Raw genomic sequence first — 16239 nt, 5'->3', positions numbered from 1 at the left:
CTCACGCGTTACTCACCCGTCCGCCACTAAATCCCTAAAGATTCCGTTCGACTTGCATGTGTTAAGCATACCGCCAGCGTTCATCCTGAGCCAGGATCAAACTCTCCGTTTTGTTGTTTTTTGAGTTTGTTATCTGAAAAAACTTGCTTTTCAGATTCCTTGCTATAATTTTTTAAGTTTCTGGGTTAGCCCCAAAACCAATTTGTTTGACGAGGATTGGTTTAAATTTAAGCTTTCAAAGTATTGTTTTTTCTCGGTTCAGTCGTCTTGGCTCTTGCCTTGACACTTATCTAGATTAACAACTGGTTATAGGAACGTCAAGGGGTTAGCAAAATTTTTTTTGAATTTAATTGAAAAGAAAGTAAAAACCAATATACAGTAGGTAAATAAGCATAATATTGAGTAATAATCTATTTTTGGCTATATAAGGCTAATTTCAGCTTAAATATAATAGAAGCAATTGGCAATGAACTTGTCCGAGTTTGTGAAAAAATCAAAAAATTCCTGAAAATTATTTACGGAGTGTTCTTGAGAAGTTGCTTCAAAAATATGGACGATCGCACTACACAACACCATTCCGGCAAAAAATACATTAATCTGGTGCATCTTTGTGTTTTCTGCTCGGTGGATTATTCTGAATCTGTAGCAATCTTCGCAATTACAGACAATGAAAAAGCTGATTAATCAGCCAGAAGACTTCGTAAGAGAAAGTCTAGCTGGGATGGCGGTGGCTCATTCAGATTTAATCAAAGTCAACTATGATCCCATTTTTGTCTATCGAGCTAATGCACCCAAACCAGGAAAAGTGGCAATTATTTCTGGTGGAGGTAGTGGACACGAACCGATGCACGCAGGGTTTGTGGGTGCAGGAATGCTAGATGCAGCTTGTCCGGGAGAGGTGTTTACATCACCTACACCTGACCAGATGCTGGCTGCTGCTCAAAAAGTTGATGGTGGAGCAGGTATTCTTTATATTGTCAAAAATTATAGTGGCGATGTGATGAACTTTGAGATGGCAACGGAATTAGCTAGAAGTGAAGGTATCCGTGCGCTCAATATTTTGATTGATGACGATGTGGCCGTGAAGGATAGTTTATATACCCAAGGTCGTCGCGGTGTGGGAACAACAGTGTTAGCAGAGAAAATTTGTGGTGCGGCGGCTGAACAAGGTTATAACTTGCAACAAGTAGCAGATTTGTGTCGTCGAGTAAATCTGAATGGGCGGAGTATGGGAATTGCTTTAACATCTTGTACTGTACCCGCTAGGGGTACTCCAACATTTAGATTAAGCGATCGCGAAATGGAAATTGGCATTGGGATTCACGGCGAACCGGGAAGGGAAAGAATTGATGTAAAATCAGCAGATGAGATTGCAGAGATATTAACCCAAACAATTATTGATGATGTTGGCTACAGTCGGGTTGTGCGAGAGTGGGATGAGAATCAAGGCGAATGGGTTGATGTGGAACTAATTGATCCACCTTTGCAAAGAGGCGATCGCTTGTTAGCCTTTGTTAATAGTATGGGTGGTACACCTATCTCTGAACTTTATCTGATTTATCGTAAGTTAGCAGAAATCTGCGAAAAACAGGGAATGATCATTGTCCGCAACTTCATCGGCCCTTACGTCACATCTTTAGAAATGCAAGGTTGCTCAATCACGTTGCTAAAGTTAGACGATGAACTCTTGCAGTTGTGGGATGCACCAGTACACACAGCAAGTCTGCGGTGGGGTATTTAATATGGTCACTCAAGCTCAAATTCTCAAGTGGTTACAAATATTTGGAACTGAGATTGATCAGAATAAAGAATATTTAACTGAATTAGACGCAGCAATTGGTGATGCTGACCACGGTATTAATATGGATCGTGGTTTTAGAAAGGTGATCAGTCAGTTACCAACTGTCACTCAGCAAGATATTGGCAGTATCTTGAAAACTGTGAGTATGACTTTAATTTCTAGTGTTGGGGGTGCTAGTGGCCCTTTATACGGGACATTTTTTTTAAAAGCCAGCACTATCGCAGCTGGTAAACAAGAACTAACTACTCAAGAACTATTGGCATTGTTGCAAGCTGGTTTAGATGGAGTTTTGCAACGTGCTAAAGCCCAACTAGAAGACAAAACAATGGTTGATGTGCTGTCTCCGGCTGTAGTGGCTTTTAGACAAGCAGTTGAGGAAGGTAAAAATACTGTGGCTGCGCTGCAAAAATCTGTAGCTGTTGCAGAACAGGCGCTACAAAACACCAAACCGATGTTAGCGAAAAAAGGACGCGCTAGTTATTTAGGAGAGCGGAGTATTGGACACCAAGATCCTGGTGCAACTTCATCTTATTTAATGTTGAGGAGTTTAATGGTAAGTCTTGAGGATGGTGAGTAAAGTCTGAAGCAGACAATTTCACACTTCAGACTTCACACTGGATACTTTAGCCAAACACTCGGTGTTGTAAAGAGGGCATTTGGCGACGCACTTGTTCTAAACGTGAGGGATTGATTTCTGCGATCGCAATTCCGGGTTTTTCCCCAGCATCAGCTAGAATGACTCCCCAAGGATCAATAATTACAGCATGGCCGTGGGTTTGGCGACGAGCGTAGTTTGTCCCAGTTTGGGCTGGTGCAATCACATAACAAGTATTTTCAATTGCCCTTGCTTGTAATAGTACTTGCCAGTGGTCTTTGCCAGTAAAAGCAGTAAACGCCGCAGGAATAAACATTACATCGGCTCCCTTACTGGATAGATGGCGATACAATTCTGGAAAGCGCACATCATAACACACAGAAAGACCAATACCGCCCAGTTCTGGGGAAAAATATACTGAGGGTAGTTGTGTACCAGCTACTACAGTGCTAGATTCACGATAAGTATTACCATCAGGAACATTCACATCAAATAAATGTACCTTTTGGTAACGGACAACTTCTAAACCACTTTGGTCAATTAGGGTGGAAGTATTATAAACTTTGCCTGTCTCTTCTACCAAAACAGGAAAGCTGCCGCCTAAAATTGTGACTTGGAAGCGTTGAGCCATTTTTTTGAGAAACTGTTCTGTTTCGCGGGTGATGTTTGCGGCTTGGGCGAGTTTATCTTTTTCTTCTCCCATAAAAGAAAAGTTTTCTGGTAGCCCAACTAGTTCAGCACCTCGACGCACAGCAAGCTCAATCAATTCTTCTGCCTGTGCCAAATTTTTGTATAAATCAGGCACACTTGTCATTTGAATAGCGGCGGCTAAATAAGACTTCATAGATTTAACAACAAAAAGTAGATGTGTGCGGGACAGATACTCAAATATATCGTTACTTCAAGAACTTCGGAACTTGAGCAGCTATGAGGAAATATTGCTTTTCTTTAAGGAGCTTGCTATCCCTAATGTTTAGCTCTGTTAATTGTCACCGGATTTTAACACTTTGAGGAATTACGCAGTCAGAGGCACAATCAGAGGTTTGGACAACGGAAGAAAGAACCACAGAGGAGCCAGTGCGTTGCTTTGGTTCCCGAAGTTGTAGCAACTGGCGTAGCGCAGAGTTCACGGAGACATGGGAGTTTGAGAGGTGTTTTGCTTAAGTCCTAGATTTATGTGGCGGACTACTACTTTTGTGTCGCTAAAATTTTGTGATTGTTAGGTTTGGTTCTAAAATTTTAAGTTTGTGTTAGGCAGCGTTAAACACGGTTGGCTGTGGCAGTGGATCTCCCGCAGCTTCATAAGCAATAATCAAAGACTCCAATGCTTCAATGCCATTGGCAACAGCTGACTCGTAAGTATCCCCATGAGTGCGCCAACGTTGTCCAGGGAAATCAGGAAATCCTACCAAGAAGCAATCATCTTCTTCTGACCACTGAATCACCATTTGGTACTTGAGTTTACTCATCTTGTTTACTACTCTCTACTGCCTCAATTGCCTGTTTAACTTCCTTTTCTTGGTAACGTTTAGCATCTGCTCCATCTTTACCCGAAACTGTAATTTTTCCAGCATACAAAGGATGTATCCAGTTAGTGTGACTACCTTTGCCGGGTAATTCTGTAAAACCAACTTGGCGAAGCATTTGCTTAAGCTCTCGAATTTTCTTAGGCATTTCTTTAAATTTAAATTAACTTACTAAATGCCAATCTATCTAAATCTGGAAAAATTCAAAAACTACCAAGTTGGGTCGCTAAATAAATGTATTCTCAACTCATCATCGGTTGGCGGGACTGCGGAAAGACAAGCGCGAATGACATCGCCATCTTCAAGTTCTACTGTACAAGCATGACATGAACCCATGAGACAGCCTGTGGGAATGAACACTCCAGCGCGTTGTGCTACATCTAAGAGTGCTTCTCCCACTTCGGCATTGATGGCGACATCATCTGGTAAAAATCGAACGCTGACACTCATGCAATTTTGGGCTAACTACGACAAAAATGGTGTTAAGTCTAAATGGCGTTCTACTTCTGTAGCCAGCGAGTCTAAGATTTGTTCTCGCTGTTCGCGGTAGTTGGCGACACCTGTGGGTAAGGATTTTAAGCCGCGCTGTTGACGCAGGCGATTTAACCAAGCACGTCGCCAAGGGCCATTGTCAAACAGTCCGTGTAAGTATGTACCCCAAACTGATTGACAGCTATCCACCAAACCTAGATTAACATCATCAAATAGGGGTTGATACGCTTGACTATCGGGTGGTTGTTCAATACGCGATCGCCCTTGATGAATTTCAAAGCCATTGACTGGCAATCCCATCTGCGGGAAATTAGAGCTAACTTGCCGTTGACGAGCAATTTTTTGTCCGGTAATGACGGTTCTAATTGGTAATAAATTCAAGCCTTGGAATCTACCTGCTTGACCTTCTATACCTTCGGGATCAGCAATAATTTGTCCTAGCATTTGGTAGCCGCCACAAATCCCCAAAACTGTGCCACCAGAAGCGGCATAATTTTGGATGGCTTCTGCCATACCGCTTTTCTGCAATAAGATTAAGTCGGCAATGGTGGTTTTTGTGCCAGGGATGATTACCGCGTCTGGATGTCCTAAATCTTGTTTTGGACTGAGATATCTCACGGAAACAGATGGTTCTGATTCTAAGGGGTCAAAATCGGTAAAGTTAGCAATTCTGGGTAAGCGAATCACTACGATATTCAAGTCAGCTTGAGCTTTGTGAGCTTTTCGCTCTAGTAAGTCGAGGGAATCTTCGGCGGGGAATAGTTCTTGGAAATAAGGCAGTACACCAATTACAGGTTTTTTGGTGCGTTCTTCTAGCCATTGGATACCTGAATCTAAGAGCGATCGCTGTCCACGGAACTTGTTAATTACAATACCTTTAATTAAGTCCCGTTCATCGGGGTCAAGTAACTCTAAAGTCCCGACAACATGGGCAAAAGCACCACCACGGTCAATATCAACTACCAGGATTGTCGGTGCATTTAAATACTTTGCTATCCGCATATTGGTCAAATCGCGGTGCTTGAGGTTAATTTCTGCGGGGCTACCTGCACCTTCGCAAACCAACATATCAAATTCTGTGGATAAATGTTGTAGAGATTCTTCTATGGCTCGCCAACCAAGGTCGAAAAATTGCTCGTAGTAATCTGCTGCTTTGACTCTCCCGACTGGTCTACCCTTAACAATTACCTGGGAAGTCATATCACCTTGGGGTTTGAGTAAAATGGGATTCATTTCTACCCAAGGAACCACCCCAGAAGCCCAAGCTTGTACCGCCTGTGCATAACCGATTTCACCCCCATTGGCAGTGACATAAGCATTTAAAGCCATATTTTGACCTTTAAAGGGAGCCACTCGCCAACCACGCCGCGATAGCAAACGGCAAATAGCCGTAGTTAAAAGTGATTTCCCTGCGTGGGATGTAGTTCCCACTACCATAATTGCTTTCATACTTAATGTGTAATTTTCAATAAGAGGGTGAAATACTTAGTTATGAACGGGTAATGATATCACATCCGTTCATCAACAGTTATAGCAGCAGGCAGAAGAATTGGAGATTTTAGATTGAGATTAATCAAAAATTGTGAGATTCCAGCTTGCACAAAATTTTCATCTACCTAGCTACTGCTATCAATCCAGAAGCAAACAAAACTTGAGGGCAGATAAATATCCATACCCAAATTCTTGAACCCTGTGATTTATACAACTTTCATCAAAATCTGAGCAAAGTTGTCAGGTGTTGATGAAGAATTTATCTTGGGCTTGATGCTTCCGTAAGTATATTGTTCCCTTTTGTAACCTAATCTTAACTTTAAGATTTTTAATTCTACAGAACTTACGCACAAAGATTGTTGGAGGAGACTGGGTGTGAGGGTGAAAGGGTTTTGAATAAGTACACCCCTACACCCTTACACCCTTTCCACAACCGTGAATTTTTCGGATCGCTGCGTAAGTCATATTCTAGAAAGGCAGTCTCAACCAACGAATGGAGGCGTTGTAGAGGGAATCTCGCCAGGAAGGTGCAGGAAAATTTTGTCCCTGATATTTTTCGATTAATTGATGACCTAAAGGTGTGAGGCGAAAACTATCGGTAATTCCCTGGCCATCAACTTCGCGCCGCAGTACACCAACTTGAATTAACCAGTCTAAAGCGTTGTAACAAGCCAATTCTGATAAGGGATGCTGGGTATAGCCATTTTTGATGCCATTTTCTTGGGCGATCGCATTTAATGGTACACTCTGGCTACGCATAGCTGTGAATAAACCAACTCTGAAAGGAGAACAAATGAGCGATCGCTCGGCTCTTTCTACTGTGCTAACAGTGTAAGAGAAAGATTTTGGGGTTAGGGAATCAAGTCTATTCATGGAAATATTTATTTATCTCAACACAAATTAATTTACAACTCATAAACAGAAGTCAGGAGTCAGAATTCAGAATTCAGAACTGGTGAATACTCCACCCAATAAAGTCTGGAGTTTAAATGAAGAAAAAAGTTTTATTTTGATTTCGCCCAGGTTCGTGGTAGCGTCCCGCAGGGAGAGAAGAGGTTTTCAACCAATATTCATCACCCAGCGATGCACTCTCGCTTGCCAAAGTGTCATACAGAATAAAGGATTAATTTTGAATCCTTTATTCTGACTTCTGAATTCTTCTTTAATCATTGTAAATTATTGTAAAATTTCAGAGTCATCAACAAACACCAAACAGGAAAGGTTCATTATGCCTCTAGCAGTTGGTACAAATGCACCTGCATTTACCGTCAAAGATACTAATGGCAACACTGTCTCATTGTCTGATTTTGCTGGTAAGACAGTTGTTTTGTATTTTTATCCCAAAGATGACACTCCCGGCTGCACTAAACAAGCGTGTAGCTTCCGCGATGCTCAAGAACAATATCAAGGTAAAGATATAGTTGTTTTGGGTGTAAGTGCCGATGATGAAGTGTCGCATCAAGCCTTTACCCAAAAATTTAATTTGAACTTTCCCCTACTGGCGGATACCAAAAAAACTCTGATTACAGCTTACGATGTTGATGGTGGTGGTTATGCCAAGCGCGTTACCTACGTCATCGACCCCAATGGCAAAATTGTTCATGTTGATGCCAACGTGAATACATCCAACCACGCCAGCGATATTTTATCGGCACTAGGGCTGTAATTTTTGTGAATTGAATTTTAGCTTTGAGCTTGATTGCCTGTTTGGGACTTCCAGATAAAAATATCCTGTTCTTATGGGATGAATATCCAAGGAAGATGTTCACCCCACAAGATGGATAATTGATGATTTCTGGAAATCCCATCAGGTTTACAGACACGATGCGGTTTTTGAATTAGATTCAGTTTTGGGGTGGAACAATCTGCACGGGAGAAACCACACTAGGAGATGTGATGGCGGGTAAACCAGGAACTGCTTGTCCAGCAGTGTTATTTACGGGTTGATTGGCATTTTGTTTGAGTACAGCCCGCTTTCTGTTTAATTCAGCTACTGCTGAGTTTAATTCATCGTTTTTTTGTTCAGCGTTCCAGTTCAAACTACCAAATTGAGCGCGGTGAATTAAATCAAGGGGATTTAAATTACCGGAATTAGGCGAAAAGGGGTTGGTATTATCTTGAGAATTATCGCCAGGATAGGCATCGATTGTGTTTAGCTGCGCCAAACTCGGTTGGGCGGCGAGGAAAGAGGCAAAGCCAATTCCTGCTAATGTAGCAACACAGAAGCTTTTAACTGATAAAAATGATTTTTGCATGAGATTCTCCAATACGCTCCAACGACACCATGCTTTTATCTTAAGCAAGAGTTTTGCGTAGTTGGGGTTGAATGCTGAGTAAAGCCACAACAGCAAAGCCCAACAAAATTAACAAAGCACTGCCAAAGGTAATATCACCCCAAGGTGCTTGCATCACAACGCTACTCAATCCCCAGTGTTGATGCAAATAAAGATAACGGATAGGTTCAATAGCGTAGCTGAGAGGGTTGAGAGTGGCGACAACTTGTAACCACTGGGGCATGAAAGATAAGGGTGCTAAAGCGGTGCTGGCAAATAATAAAGGCAGGTTAGTAACGAATATTACAGCAATTAATTCAATATGTCCGGGTAGGGCAAAAGCCAAACCAAGGGAAATTGCAGTTACGCCCAAAGCTAAGAGGAAGACGATGAGAGCGATCGCACCCAAGCCTGCGGCATCTGGTATCCCCGCACCTAAAAAGGCTGCTGCACCGACAATTACGGCTGCTTGCAGTAAGCTTTGGCTAATAATAAAGATGGCGGAAGCAAAGACAATGGAAAAGCGTGATGCTAGAGGCGCGACTAATAAACGATTCAAAAAGCCAAATTCGCGGTCAAACATCACAGGTAATCCGGCATTCAAAGCCCCGGCAAAAGCTGTAAAAACAATTACACCTGCTGCCAAAAATTGACCGTAATTTGTCGTACTACCAAATAAACCCTTCGGTGCATTTTGGAATAAAGCGCCAAATAACACCAACCACATCACAGGCTGAATAATTCCCGCCAATAAAGTGGAGGGACGGCGTTGTAATTGAATAAACAAGCGACGAGTTAAAGCCAGCGTCTCTTGGACTAATTCACCAAAAAAATTAGGTGCAGCATCCGCCGGTGAAGCTAGTTGCTGCCAATTTACATCAGATTTAGGAGTTACACTCATAACAATTAGGGAGTAGGGAGTAGTGAGTGGGGAGTAGGTTAAGGGTGTAGGGGTGTAAGGGTGAAGGAAAGGAAAATTCTGGCGTTGATTTTACAGTCATTACTCATTCCTTTATGAAAAACCTACACTATACCTAGTAGGGAGTAGGGAATAAGGAGTATGTTTTTCCCACTCCCTACTCCCTATTCCCCATTCCCTCTATCTCATATTTTGCTTCTTTTCGGCTTTCGGATCACGGTTAGCGACGGCGGCTAGTTCTGCGTCCATTAAGGTGCGTCCGGTGGCGGCGAGATAGACATCATCTAAGCTGGGGCGTGATTGAGCGATGCCGAAAATTGGTAAGCTGGCATGATTTAGGGTTTGTTGGATGGTAATTAAGGCATCACTTTGGGGTGTGACTACCAAGTTAAGGGAATTACCTTGGGCGCTGTTGATGATGATTTCTTGGACAAAAGACAAAGCTTGTAAGAGGTTTTTGGCTTTTTCGGCTTCTTCCAGGGGTGAAAATTCCCGGATGCGTAGGGTAATGCGATCGCCTCCTACCCTATCCTTTAATTGTGAGGGTGTACCTGTGGCAATAACAATCCCACGGTCAATAATAGCGACGCGATCGGCTAATGCGTCAATCTCTTCTAAATAATGGCTGGTAATTAAAACTGTAGTGCCTGATGCTCGTAACTTCCGTAAAAACTCCCAGACAACAAATCGGCTTTCGATGTCCAATCCAACTGTAGGTTCGTCTAAAACCAAGACATCCGGCGCATGAAGCAGCCCAGCAGCTAAATCTAGCCGTTTACGTAAACCACCAGAATAAGTCCCTGTCTTTTTATCGGCGTATTCTTGCAAACTCAGTAAATCTAAAACTGTTTGAATTCGCTGTTTTGCTACCACGCCAGGGAGGTGATAAAGCGCCGCTTGCAATTGCAGCAGTTCTTTTCCAGTTAGAACTTTATCAATAGCGACTTCCTGCGCTACATAACCGAGTTTTTGTCTAGCTACTCTGGGGTTATCCAGCACAGACACACCCGATACTTCGATTTTGCCTGCATCAGGAGTTGTGAGGGTACACAAAGCACGCAGAGTTGTAGTTTTACCTGCACCGTTGGGGCCAAGCAAACCAAAGATTTCTCCTGGTTCTACCTCAAAAGAAACGTCTTTGACGGCTTCAACGGTACCGTAACGCTTTTGCAGATTTTGAATTAAAACGGCGGGAGCCATGACAGCCAATCCCTAACTATACAATTCGCAACAAAGTCTATATATATTGTAGTTGAGTAAGGGGAGGTGAAGCGATCGCTGGGATACGTCTCCTAATATATTTAGGGCAAAGTGGTATGAATGTACTTAGTCCCCTTAAGACTCTATCTGTGGTCTTTCTATCAGGATGATAAAATAAAAATACTCACACACCCAACCCTGGAGTTCTGGCAGTGGGCTTATTTGATGATTTGAGTCGGTTTTTAGAAAACCGTTTAGAAGAATTCTTGCGTAATAATCCACATTTGGAGTTAGATGCCCTGTTAGAGCAACTACGTCAGCAAGAAGATGATACTTTAAAGCTAATAGCAGATTTACAAGTCCAAGAAAAGCGATCGCAAGACGACATTCTTTCCACCGCCCAAGAAATTCAGCGTTGGCACATCCGCGTACAAAAAGCCAAAGATGCGGGTAGACAAGATTTAGCCGCCGCCGCCCAAGAACGAGAAGCCGCCTTACTGCGAGAAGGAAACCAAAAATGGGGACACATGCAAGGGCTGAAAGAACGCCTGAATCAATCTCAAGAATTATTACGCAAAATTCAAGTCCGAAGACAGGAAGTACAAGCAAAAGCCGCAGAAGCCCAAACAGCACGCGCTAAATCCCAAGCCCAACAACAACGTATAGACACTAACGGTTGGTGGAATTCTTCTACAAATACTTCCAGAACTGTTGATGACTTAGAAGAAAAATTCCGCCGTTGGGAAACAGAAGACGAATTAGAAGAAATGAAGCGGAATTTAGGCAAGAAGTGAAAATATCAGGGGTGTAAGGGTGTATGGGCTGTGGGAATTTGGAGATGTCTATTATGTCAGCTTAAGGTGTAGGCGAGTTGTAGGTTGGGTGGAGGAACGGAACCCAACATTCACGCATACTTTGTTGGGTTACGCTATCGCTACACCCAACCTAATATTCTCTTAACTTGTGTTTGTATCAAGATTTGGCATTGCATAAATGCGGTATGAATTAAGATGTCGAAGCAAAATGAAAGACAGATTTTTCGCGCCTTTGCGCGAAACAAAATTCATCCCCTTAATCAGCAAAGCTAAGATTTTACTGAATTAATCTCCAGAAAGGGAAATTTTTTCCCAAATCCCAACTACCCATATCTGATTGTCAAAAATGTCTGCTAAACCTCAAGATAAAAGCCGAAGTTTCTTTCAATCTGGTGACTGGCCGATTGAACAATTACCGGGATTAAGTCAAGAAGAGCGATCGCAACTACAAGTTTGCGGTATTAAAACTACACGCAGCTTATTTAACCAAGGTAAAACTCTAGAAGCTAAATTAGCGTTAGCTAGTAAATTACAAGTTCATCTTCAGTATGTCAATAAATGGGTAGCACTAGCTGATTTATCGCGCATTCCCAGTGTTGGCACACAATATTGTGGCTTATTGCTTCATGCAGGAATCGGTTCTGTCGCCCAATTAGCCCAAACACCCAGCCATAGATTACACAGACAAATTATGCGTTTGCAAGTAGCCACCTTGCAACGACGAGACTTGTGTCCATCAGTTGAGTTAGTTCAGCAATGGAGTCAACAAGCTAAGGGAGTGCTGAGTGCTGAGTGCTGAGTGCTGAGTGCTGAGTGCTGAATAAATATGTCTCCCTTGTCTCCCTTGTCTCCCCTGCTCCCCTGCTCCCTTGTCTCCCTGCTCCCTGCCTCTTACTCCTTCACCAGTACGCCATTGAGAAAAATATCCGCGAGTCCTTCAGCCATCTGCTGCATTTCTTGGGGAGAAGCGTCGGGTTCCATGAGGGTGTTATTAGAAAAACCTGCGATCGCAAACATGCCTAAAAATACTTTAGCAACAAGTTTGGCATCGATTTGACGATAAATGCCTTTATCCATTGCCGTTTGAAAAAAGGCTTCAGCCACATCTGTCATTTTATTGATAACTTCGATTTGAATGCGATCGCGTAAATCAGGGTGAAACTGCACTTCCATAAAACACACCCGCATCAAATCAGCATTTTTCTGGAAATTCCACATCCTCCGGCGCATCACCTGGGCTACAGCCTTATAACTGCCCATTTCACTCAATTCTGTTAGCAAATCCGTTAATATCTCCACCCAGCCACCCGTCGCCACTTCCACCAAAATGGCTTTTTTATTCGGAAAATGCCGAAATAACGTACCCTCAGCCACACCCGCAGCTTGGGCTAAATCGCGGGTAGTTGTACCATCAAATCCTTGCGAGGCAAATAGTCGCCGCGCCGCTTGTAAAATGCGGTTGCGTGTTTGTGCTTCTGAAGGTGGGGGAGAATTAAAAACTCGCATAACAGTTACGGTGTGATTTCCGGGACGAGATAGGTAGCATTATTGTCTAACATCGATTACAAAAATCACGGAAAGCTTAATACAAGATTAACGCCCTGCCCAAATATTGACCTGTTTCTCAGGTAGTGAAACTTTACAAAAGAAGTTGGATTCTCCAAATTGAGCAATCTAAAAATTCTGAGTTATTGGCAAAGCAGCTAACTGGCTCTTCACCATACACTAATGTTGGATGCTACTAATAAAATGATTATCTTACTCGTAAAGTTCATGGTTGCTTATGAATCAGATTAGTAGCCGACAAGTAGTTGTAAATGGTGTAAATCAAGTGTTGAGCAGATTATCTCGTCTGTTAATTGCTTTTTTGGCATTAACGATATTCTCGTGGGGAACAATCCCAGAAATGGCGGTGGCGCAAACTCAAACTGCACCACCGCCACCACGCACCGTCCAACCCAGCAAACCACCAGAGAAAAGCTCGATTCAGCCTTATTTAGATCGGGTAGTCAAGCAATTGACGAAGTTTCAACTGGACAATGGGATGAAGTTCATTGTTTTAGAACGCCATCAAGCGCCTGTGGTTTCTTTTTTAACCTACGCTGATGTTGGTGGTGTGGATGAGCCGGATGGGAAAACAGGCGTGGCGCACTTTCTAGAACATTTAGCTTTTAAGGGTACGCAACGGATTGGTACTACAGATTACAAAGCTGAAAAGCCGCTTTTAGAACGCCTAGAACAGTTAGATAGCCAAATTAGAACAGCTAAGGCAGAGAATAAAAAAGCCGATTTGGCGCGGTTACAAGCAGAATTTAAGCAAGTAGAAGCCCAAGCCGTCAAGCTAGTCAAGCAAAACGAGATGGGGCAAATTGTGGAACAAGCGGGAGGTGTAGGCTTAAATGCGAATACTTCCACCGAAGCCACTCGTTATTTTTACAGCTTTCCATCTAATAAATTAGAACTTTGGATGTCCCTGGAGTCGGAGCGATTTTTAGAACCTGTACTCAGTCGGGAGTTTTATAAAGAAAAAGATGTAATTTTGGAAGAACGGCGCTTACGGGTGGAAAACTCACCTATCGGGCTGATGGTGGAGAAATTCATCGATGCGGCGTATAAAGTTCATCCATACAGACGGCCTGTAATTGGTTATGACGAAGATATCCGCAACCTCACACCCACAGATGTAAAGCAGTTTTTTGATACTTACTATGCACCAAATAATCTAGCGATCGCAATTGTTGGTGATGTTAACCCCAACGAAGTCAAACGACTCGCACAAATTTACTTTGGGCGTTTTCCTAGCAAACCCAAACCCAAATCAGAAATTCCGGTAGAACCCAAGCAAACCGAAACACGTCAAGTCACTTTAGAACTACCTTCCCAACCTTGGTATTTAGAAGGTTATCACCGTCCGGCAGTTACCCATCCCGATAACGCTGTGTATGAAATTATCAGCCGACTGTTGAGTGAAGGGCGCACTTCCAGATTGTATAAATCTTTGGTGGAAAAACAACAACTCGCCCTGACAGCCCAAGGTTATAGCGGTTTTCCTGGCGATAAATATCCCAATTTGCTGTTATTTTATGCCCTGACGGCTCCCGGTCACACTGTGGATGAGTTAGCCACGGGTTTACGTCAAGAAATTGATAACTTAAAAACTCAACCAGTCACAGCCACCGAATTACAGCGTGTGAAAACTCAAGCCAGAGCCGATTTACTCCGCAGCCTTGATTCTAATACAGGGATGGCGCAGTTGTTGTTGGAATATGAAGTAAAAACCGGTGATTGGCAAAACTTGTTCAAGCAATTGGATGAAATTGCGGCGGTAACTCCGGCGGATATTCAACGAGTCGCCAAAGCAGCGTTTACCCCCGAAAATCGCACTATTGGTAAGTTGTTGTCGAAACAAGGATGAAAACGAACCGCAAAGAACGCATAGACACGAAGTGGCTTCCCGAAGGGTAGGGCGCGAAGGGAGAGAAGAAATATGCACAGATATAAACATCAGGTGAAGGGTAAGAGGTCGATGAAATTCAAACTATTGCATGGTAAAAGGTTGATTTATGTTGTCATGTTTGCCTTTGCCTTTTTACTTTTGACTTTTGACTTTTCTTTAGCAGCGACAACAACAGCCAAACATTACACAGAGTTAAAATTACCAGCTTTACCTGCGGTCAAATTACCCAAATATGAACGCTTTGCTTTACAAAATGGCTTAGTTGTGTATTTAGTAGAAGATCATGAACTGCCGTTAGTGAGTGGTTCGGCTTTGGTGCGGACTGGTAGCCGTTGGGAACCAGGTGATAAAGTTGGGTTAGCTGGTTTAACAGGTGCAGTCATGCGGACTGGGGGAACTAAGCAGCATTCACCCGATGAACTCAATGAAATCTTAGAACAACGGGCTGCATCGGTAGAAACAAGTATTGGTGAGGGTTCGGGGAGTGCAAGTTTTGAGGCGCTAACTGAAGATGTGGACACTGTGTTTGGTTTATTTGCGGAAGTACTGCGGGAACCAGTATTTGCCCAAGATAAACTGGATTTAGCCAAGAACCAAACTAAAGGGGGAATTGCCCGCCGCAATGATGATCCTAATAGTATTGCCAGCCGAGAATTTAGAAAATTGGTTTATGGCAAAGAAAGTCCATATTCGCGGACTGTGGAATATGCCACATTGGATAAAATTCGCCGGGAAGATTTAGTTCAGTTTTACCAGCAATACTTTCACCCCAATAATATAATTTTGGGGATTGTGGGCGATTTTGATAGTAAAAAAATGCGATCGCTCATTCAAGCTAAATTAGGTGATTGGCAACGTAACCCCAAAATCACTAAACCCCAGTTACCAGAAGTTTCCCCAGCCAACAAAGGCGGAGTATTTTTTGTCAATCAGCCCCAGTTAACTCAAAGTAGTGTACTGTTAGGGCATTTAGGTGGACAATTCGACAGCCCCGACTATGCCGCACTGGATGTATTAAATGGGGTGTTAAATGGTTTTGGTGGACGCTTATTTAATGAAGTGCGATCGCGCCAAGGTTTAGCTTACTCTGTATATGGTTACTGGAGTCCCCGGTTTGATTATCCCGGTATTTTCTTGGCTGGTGGACAAACCCGTTCTGAGGCTACTGTCCAGTTTGTGAAATCCTTACAAACCGAAATTAAACGTATTCAAGCACAACCAGTAACAGCCCAAGAACTGGCTTTTGCTAAAGAATCAACTCTCAATTCTTTCGTGTTTAACTTTCAAGACCCCGGTCAAACCTTATCACGGCTGATGCGGTATGAATATTATGGCTATCCATCAGACTTTTTATTCCGTTATCAAAAAGCCGTCGCCGCCACCACCGCCGCCGATGTGCAACGGGTAGCCAAGCAATATCTCAAACCAGAAAACCTGATAACCTTAGTTGTGGGAAATCAAACCGCAATTAAACCACCATTAACAGGTTTAGCCAAACAAGTCACAACCATCGATGTGACAATTCCTGGTTCACCATCACAAGCTAAGAATTAATCATCTAGAAGTTATGCACAAAGATTGGCTGTGAAAATGGGTGTAAGGGTGTAAAAGGGTTTTGAACATCTACACCCTCACAAAGAAGTCAAAATTCAAAAGTCCGAGAATTTTTG

Annotated in this window: 18 protein-coding genes and 1 rRNA gene; 7 read left to right on the top strand and 12 right to left on the bottom strand. The window is 42.9% G+C overall.

Annotated features, from left to right (window positions below):
- Positions 1–112 (bottom strand): 16S ribosomal RNA (locus H6G79_RS29665); the annotation flags it as partial.
- A gap of 329 nt (positions 113–441) precedes the next feature.
- On the bottom strand, positions 442–606 hold the full coding sequence (locus tag H6G79_RS36535) for a hypothetical protein (RefSeq protein ID WP_190593725.1): 165 nt from the start codon (positions 604–606) through the stop codon (positions 442–444).
- 61 nt (positions 607–667) lie between these two features.
- Here H6G79_RS36535 and dhaK point away from each other — a divergent pair, with 61 nt between their 5' ends.
- Together dhaK and dhaL are read left to right on the top strand one after the other, a co-directional pair.
- A complete protein-coding gene (dhaK, locus tag H6G79_RS29660) occupies positions 668–1741 on the top strand; it encodes a dihydroxyacetone kinase subunit DhaK (RefSeq protein ID WP_190593727.1) in 1074 nt (357 codons plus the stop codon).
- 1 nt (position 1742) lies between these two features.
- Positions 1743–2378 (top strand): dihydroxyacetone kinase subunit DhaL, encoded by a 636-nt coding sequence (gene dhaL / locus H6G79_RS29655; RefSeq protein WP_190593729.1) that lies wholly within the window; start codon positions 1743–1745, stop codon positions 2376–2378.
- A 46-nt stretch (positions 2379–2424) separates the two neighbouring features.
- Here dhaL and H6G79_RS29650 read toward each other — a convergent pair whose 3' ends face one another.
- The 6 genes from H6G79_RS29650 to H6G79_RS29625 form a co-directional block, all read right to left on the bottom strand.
- Positions 2425–3240 (bottom strand): carbon-nitrogen hydrolase family protein, encoded by an 816-nt coding sequence (locus H6G79_RS29650; protein ID WP_190593731.1) that lies wholly within the window; start codon positions 3238–3240, stop codon positions 2425–2427.
- A gap of 406 nt (positions 3241–3646) precedes the next feature.
- Entirely contained in the window at positions 3647–3865 is a 219-nt protein-coding gene (locus tag H6G79_RS29645; RefSeq protein ID WP_190593732.1) for a type II toxin-antitoxin system HicB family antitoxin, read from the bottom strand.
- Positions 3858–4070 (bottom strand): type II toxin-antitoxin system HicA family toxin, encoded by a 213-nt coding sequence (locus H6G79_RS29640; protein ID WP_190593734.1) that lies wholly within the window; start codon positions 4068–4070, stop codon positions 3858–3860. The genes H6G79_RS29645 and H6G79_RS29640 overlap by 8 nt, the downstream gene beginning before the upstream one ends.
- Before the next feature lie 62 nt (positions 4071–4132).
- Complete coding sequence (locus tag H6G79_RS29635) at positions 4133–4372, bottom strand: 2Fe-2S iron-sulfur cluster-binding protein (protein ID WP_190593736.1); 240 nt, start codon at positions 4370–4372, stop codon at positions 4133–4135.
- Between the two features lie 15 nt (positions 4373–4387).
- Complete coding sequence (gene cobQ, locus H6G79_RS29630) at positions 4388–5863, bottom strand: cobyric acid synthase CobQ (RefSeq protein WP_190593738.1); 1476 nt, start codon at positions 5861–5863, stop codon at positions 4388–4390.
- A 510-nt stretch (positions 5864–6373) separates the two neighbouring features.
- A complete protein-coding gene (locus tag H6G79_RS29625; RefSeq protein WP_190593740.1) occupies positions 6374–6778 on the bottom strand; it encodes an Npun_F0494 family protein in 405 nt (134 codons plus the stop codon).
- Between the two features lie 355 nt (positions 6779–7133).
- Between H6G79_RS29625 and H6G79_RS29620 the strand changes: the two genes are divergently transcribed.
- Positions 7134–7571: a peroxiredoxin gene (locus H6G79_RS29620; RefSeq protein WP_190593742.1), complete on the top strand. Its 438-nt coding sequence runs from the start codon at positions 7134–7136 to the stop codon at positions 7569–7571.
- A 178-nt stretch (positions 7572–7749) separates the two neighbouring features.
- On the opposite strand, the gene H6G79_RS29615 is transcribed toward H6G79_RS29620, so the two are convergent.
- The 3 genes from H6G79_RS29615 to H6G79_RS29605 all read right to left on the bottom strand — a co-directional run bounded on the left by H6G79_RS29615 (position 7750) and on the right by H6G79_RS29605 (position 10297).
- Positions 7750–8160 (bottom strand): hypothetical protein, encoded by a 411-nt coding sequence (locus H6G79_RS29615; RefSeq protein WP_190593744.1) that lies wholly within the window; start codon positions 8158–8160, stop codon positions 7750–7752.
- 40 nt (positions 8161–8200) lie between these two features.
- Positions 8201–9079, bottom strand: coding sequence for an ABC transporter permease (locus tag H6G79_RS29610; protein ID WP_190593746.1), 879 nt, complete (start codon positions 9077–9079; stop codon positions 8201–8203).
- Between the two features lie 198 nt (positions 9080–9277).
- Positions 9278–10297: an ABC transporter ATP-binding protein gene (locus H6G79_RS29605; RefSeq protein ID WP_190593748.1), complete on the bottom strand. Its 1020-nt coding sequence runs from the start codon at positions 10295–10297 to the stop codon at positions 9278–9280.
- A gap of 212 nt (positions 10298–10509) precedes the next feature.
- Between H6G79_RS29605 and H6G79_RS29600 the strand changes: the two genes are divergently transcribed.
- Positions 10510–11091: a TIGR04376 family protein gene (locus H6G79_RS29600; RefSeq protein WP_190593749.1), complete on the top strand. Its 582-nt coding sequence runs from the start codon at positions 10510–10512 to the stop codon at positions 11089–11091.
- Positions 11092–11458: 367 nt separating this feature from the next.
- Complete coding sequence (locus H6G79_RS29595; protein ID WP_190593751.1) at positions 11459–11911, top strand: DUF4332 domain-containing protein; 453 nt, start codon at positions 11459–11461, stop codon at positions 11909–11911.
- Positions 11912–12003: 92 nt separating this feature from the next.
- On the opposite strand, the gene H6G79_RS29590 is transcribed toward H6G79_RS29595, so the two are convergent.
- Positions 12004–12618 carry a TetR/AcrR family transcriptional regulator gene (locus H6G79_RS29590; protein ID WP_190593753.1) on the bottom strand — a complete coding sequence of 205 codons (615 nt, stop codon included), beginning with the start codon at positions 12616–12618 and terminating at the stop codon, positions 12004–12006.
- Positions 12619–12895: 277 nt separating this feature from the next.
- On the opposite strand from H6G79_RS29590, the gene H6G79_RS29585 reads away from it, so the two are divergent.
- Both H6G79_RS29585 and H6G79_RS29580 read left to right on the top strand, forming a co-directional pair.
- The gene (locus H6G79_RS29585) at positions 12896–14527 is read left to right on the top strand and encodes a pitrilysin family protein (RefSeq protein WP_190593754.1); all 1632 of its coding nucleotides are present in this window, start codon (positions 12896–12898) and stop codon (positions 14525–14527) included.
- Between the two features lie 111 nt (positions 14528–14638).
- The gene (locus H6G79_RS29580) at positions 14639–16123 is read left to right on the top strand and encodes a pitrilysin family protein (RefSeq protein ID WP_190593756.1); all 1485 of its coding nucleotides are present in this window, start codon (positions 14639–14641) and stop codon (positions 16121–16123) included.
- Positions 16124–16239: the final 116 nt, after the last annotated feature.

Source organism: Anabaena sp. FACHB-83 (assembly GCF_014697485.1).
Taxonomy (GTDB): Bacteria; Cyanobacteriota; Cyanobacteriia; order Cyanobacteriales; family Nostocaceae; genus Nostoc_B.
Note: the sequence above shows the minus strand (reverse complement) of the source record. Positions and strands in the feature narration are given on the sequence as shown.

Bases quoted from the DNA above. Each gene is read 5' to 3' on its own strand.
- dhaK (WP_190593727.1), top strand. From the start codon at position 668: ATGAAAAAGCTGATTAATCAGCCAGAAGACTTCGTAAGAGAAAGTCTA.
- H6G79_RS29610 (WP_190593746.1), bottom strand. From the start codon at position 9,079: ATGAGTGTAACTCCTAAATCTGATGTAAATTGGCAGCAACTAGCTTCA.
- H6G79_RS29590 (WP_190593753.1), bottom strand. From the start codon at position 12,618: ATGCGAGTTTTTAATTCTCCCCCACCTTCAGAAGCACAAACACGCAAC.
- H6G79_RS36535 (WP_190593725.1), bottom strand. From the start codon at position 606: ATGCACCAGATTAATGTATTTTTTGCCGGAATGGTGTTGTGTAGTGCG.
- H6G79_RS29595 (WP_190593751.1), top strand. From the start codon at position 11,459: ATGTCTGCTAAACCTCAAGATAAAAGCCGAAGTTTCTTTCAATCTGGT.
- H6G79_RS29650 (WP_190593731.1), bottom strand. From the start codon at position 3,240: ATGAAGTCTTATTTAGCCGCCGCTATTCAAATGACAAGTGTGCCTGAT.
- dhaL (WP_190593729.1), top strand. From the start codon at position 1,743: ATGGTCACTCAAGCTCAAATTCTCAAGTGGTTACAAATATTTGGAACT.
- H6G79_RS29615 (WP_190593744.1), bottom strand. From the start codon at position 8,160: ATGCAAAAATCATTTTTATCAGTTAAAAGCTTCTGTGTTGCTACATTA.
- H6G79_RS29635 (WP_190593736.1), bottom strand. From the start codon at position 4,372: ATGAGTGTCAGCGTTCGATTTTTACCAGATGATGTCGCCATCAATGCC.
- H6G79_RS29620 (WP_190593742.1), top strand. From the start codon at position 7,134: ATGCCTCTAGCAGTTGGTACAAATGCACCTGCATTTACCGTCAAAGAT.
- cobQ (WP_190593738.1), bottom strand. From the start codon at position 5,863: ATGAAAGCAATTATGGTAGTGGGAACTACATCCCACGCAGGGAAATCA.
- H6G79_RS29580 (WP_190593756.1), top strand. From the start codon at position 14,639: ATGAAATTCAAACTATTGCATGGTAAAAGGTTGATTTATGTTGTCATG.
- H6G79_RS29640 (WP_190593734.1), bottom strand. From the start codon at position 4,070: ATGCCTAAGAAAATTCGAGAGCTTAAGCAAATGCTTCGCCAAGTTGGT.
- H6G79_RS29625 (WP_190593740.1), bottom strand. From the start codon at position 6,778: ATGAATAGACTTGATTCCCTAACCCCAAAATCTTTCTCTTACACTGTT.
- H6G79_RS29585 (WP_190593754.1), top strand. From the start codon at position 12,896: ATGAATCAGATTAGTAGCCGACAAGTAGTTGTAAATGGTGTAAATCAA.
- H6G79_RS29645 (WP_190593732.1), bottom strand. From the start codon at position 3,865: ATGAGTAAACTCAAGTACCAAATGGTGATTCAGTGGTCAGAAGAAGAT.
- H6G79_RS29605 (WP_190593748.1), bottom strand. From the start codon at position 10,297: ATGGCTCCCGCCGTTTTAATTCAAAATCTGCAAAAGCGTTACGGTACC.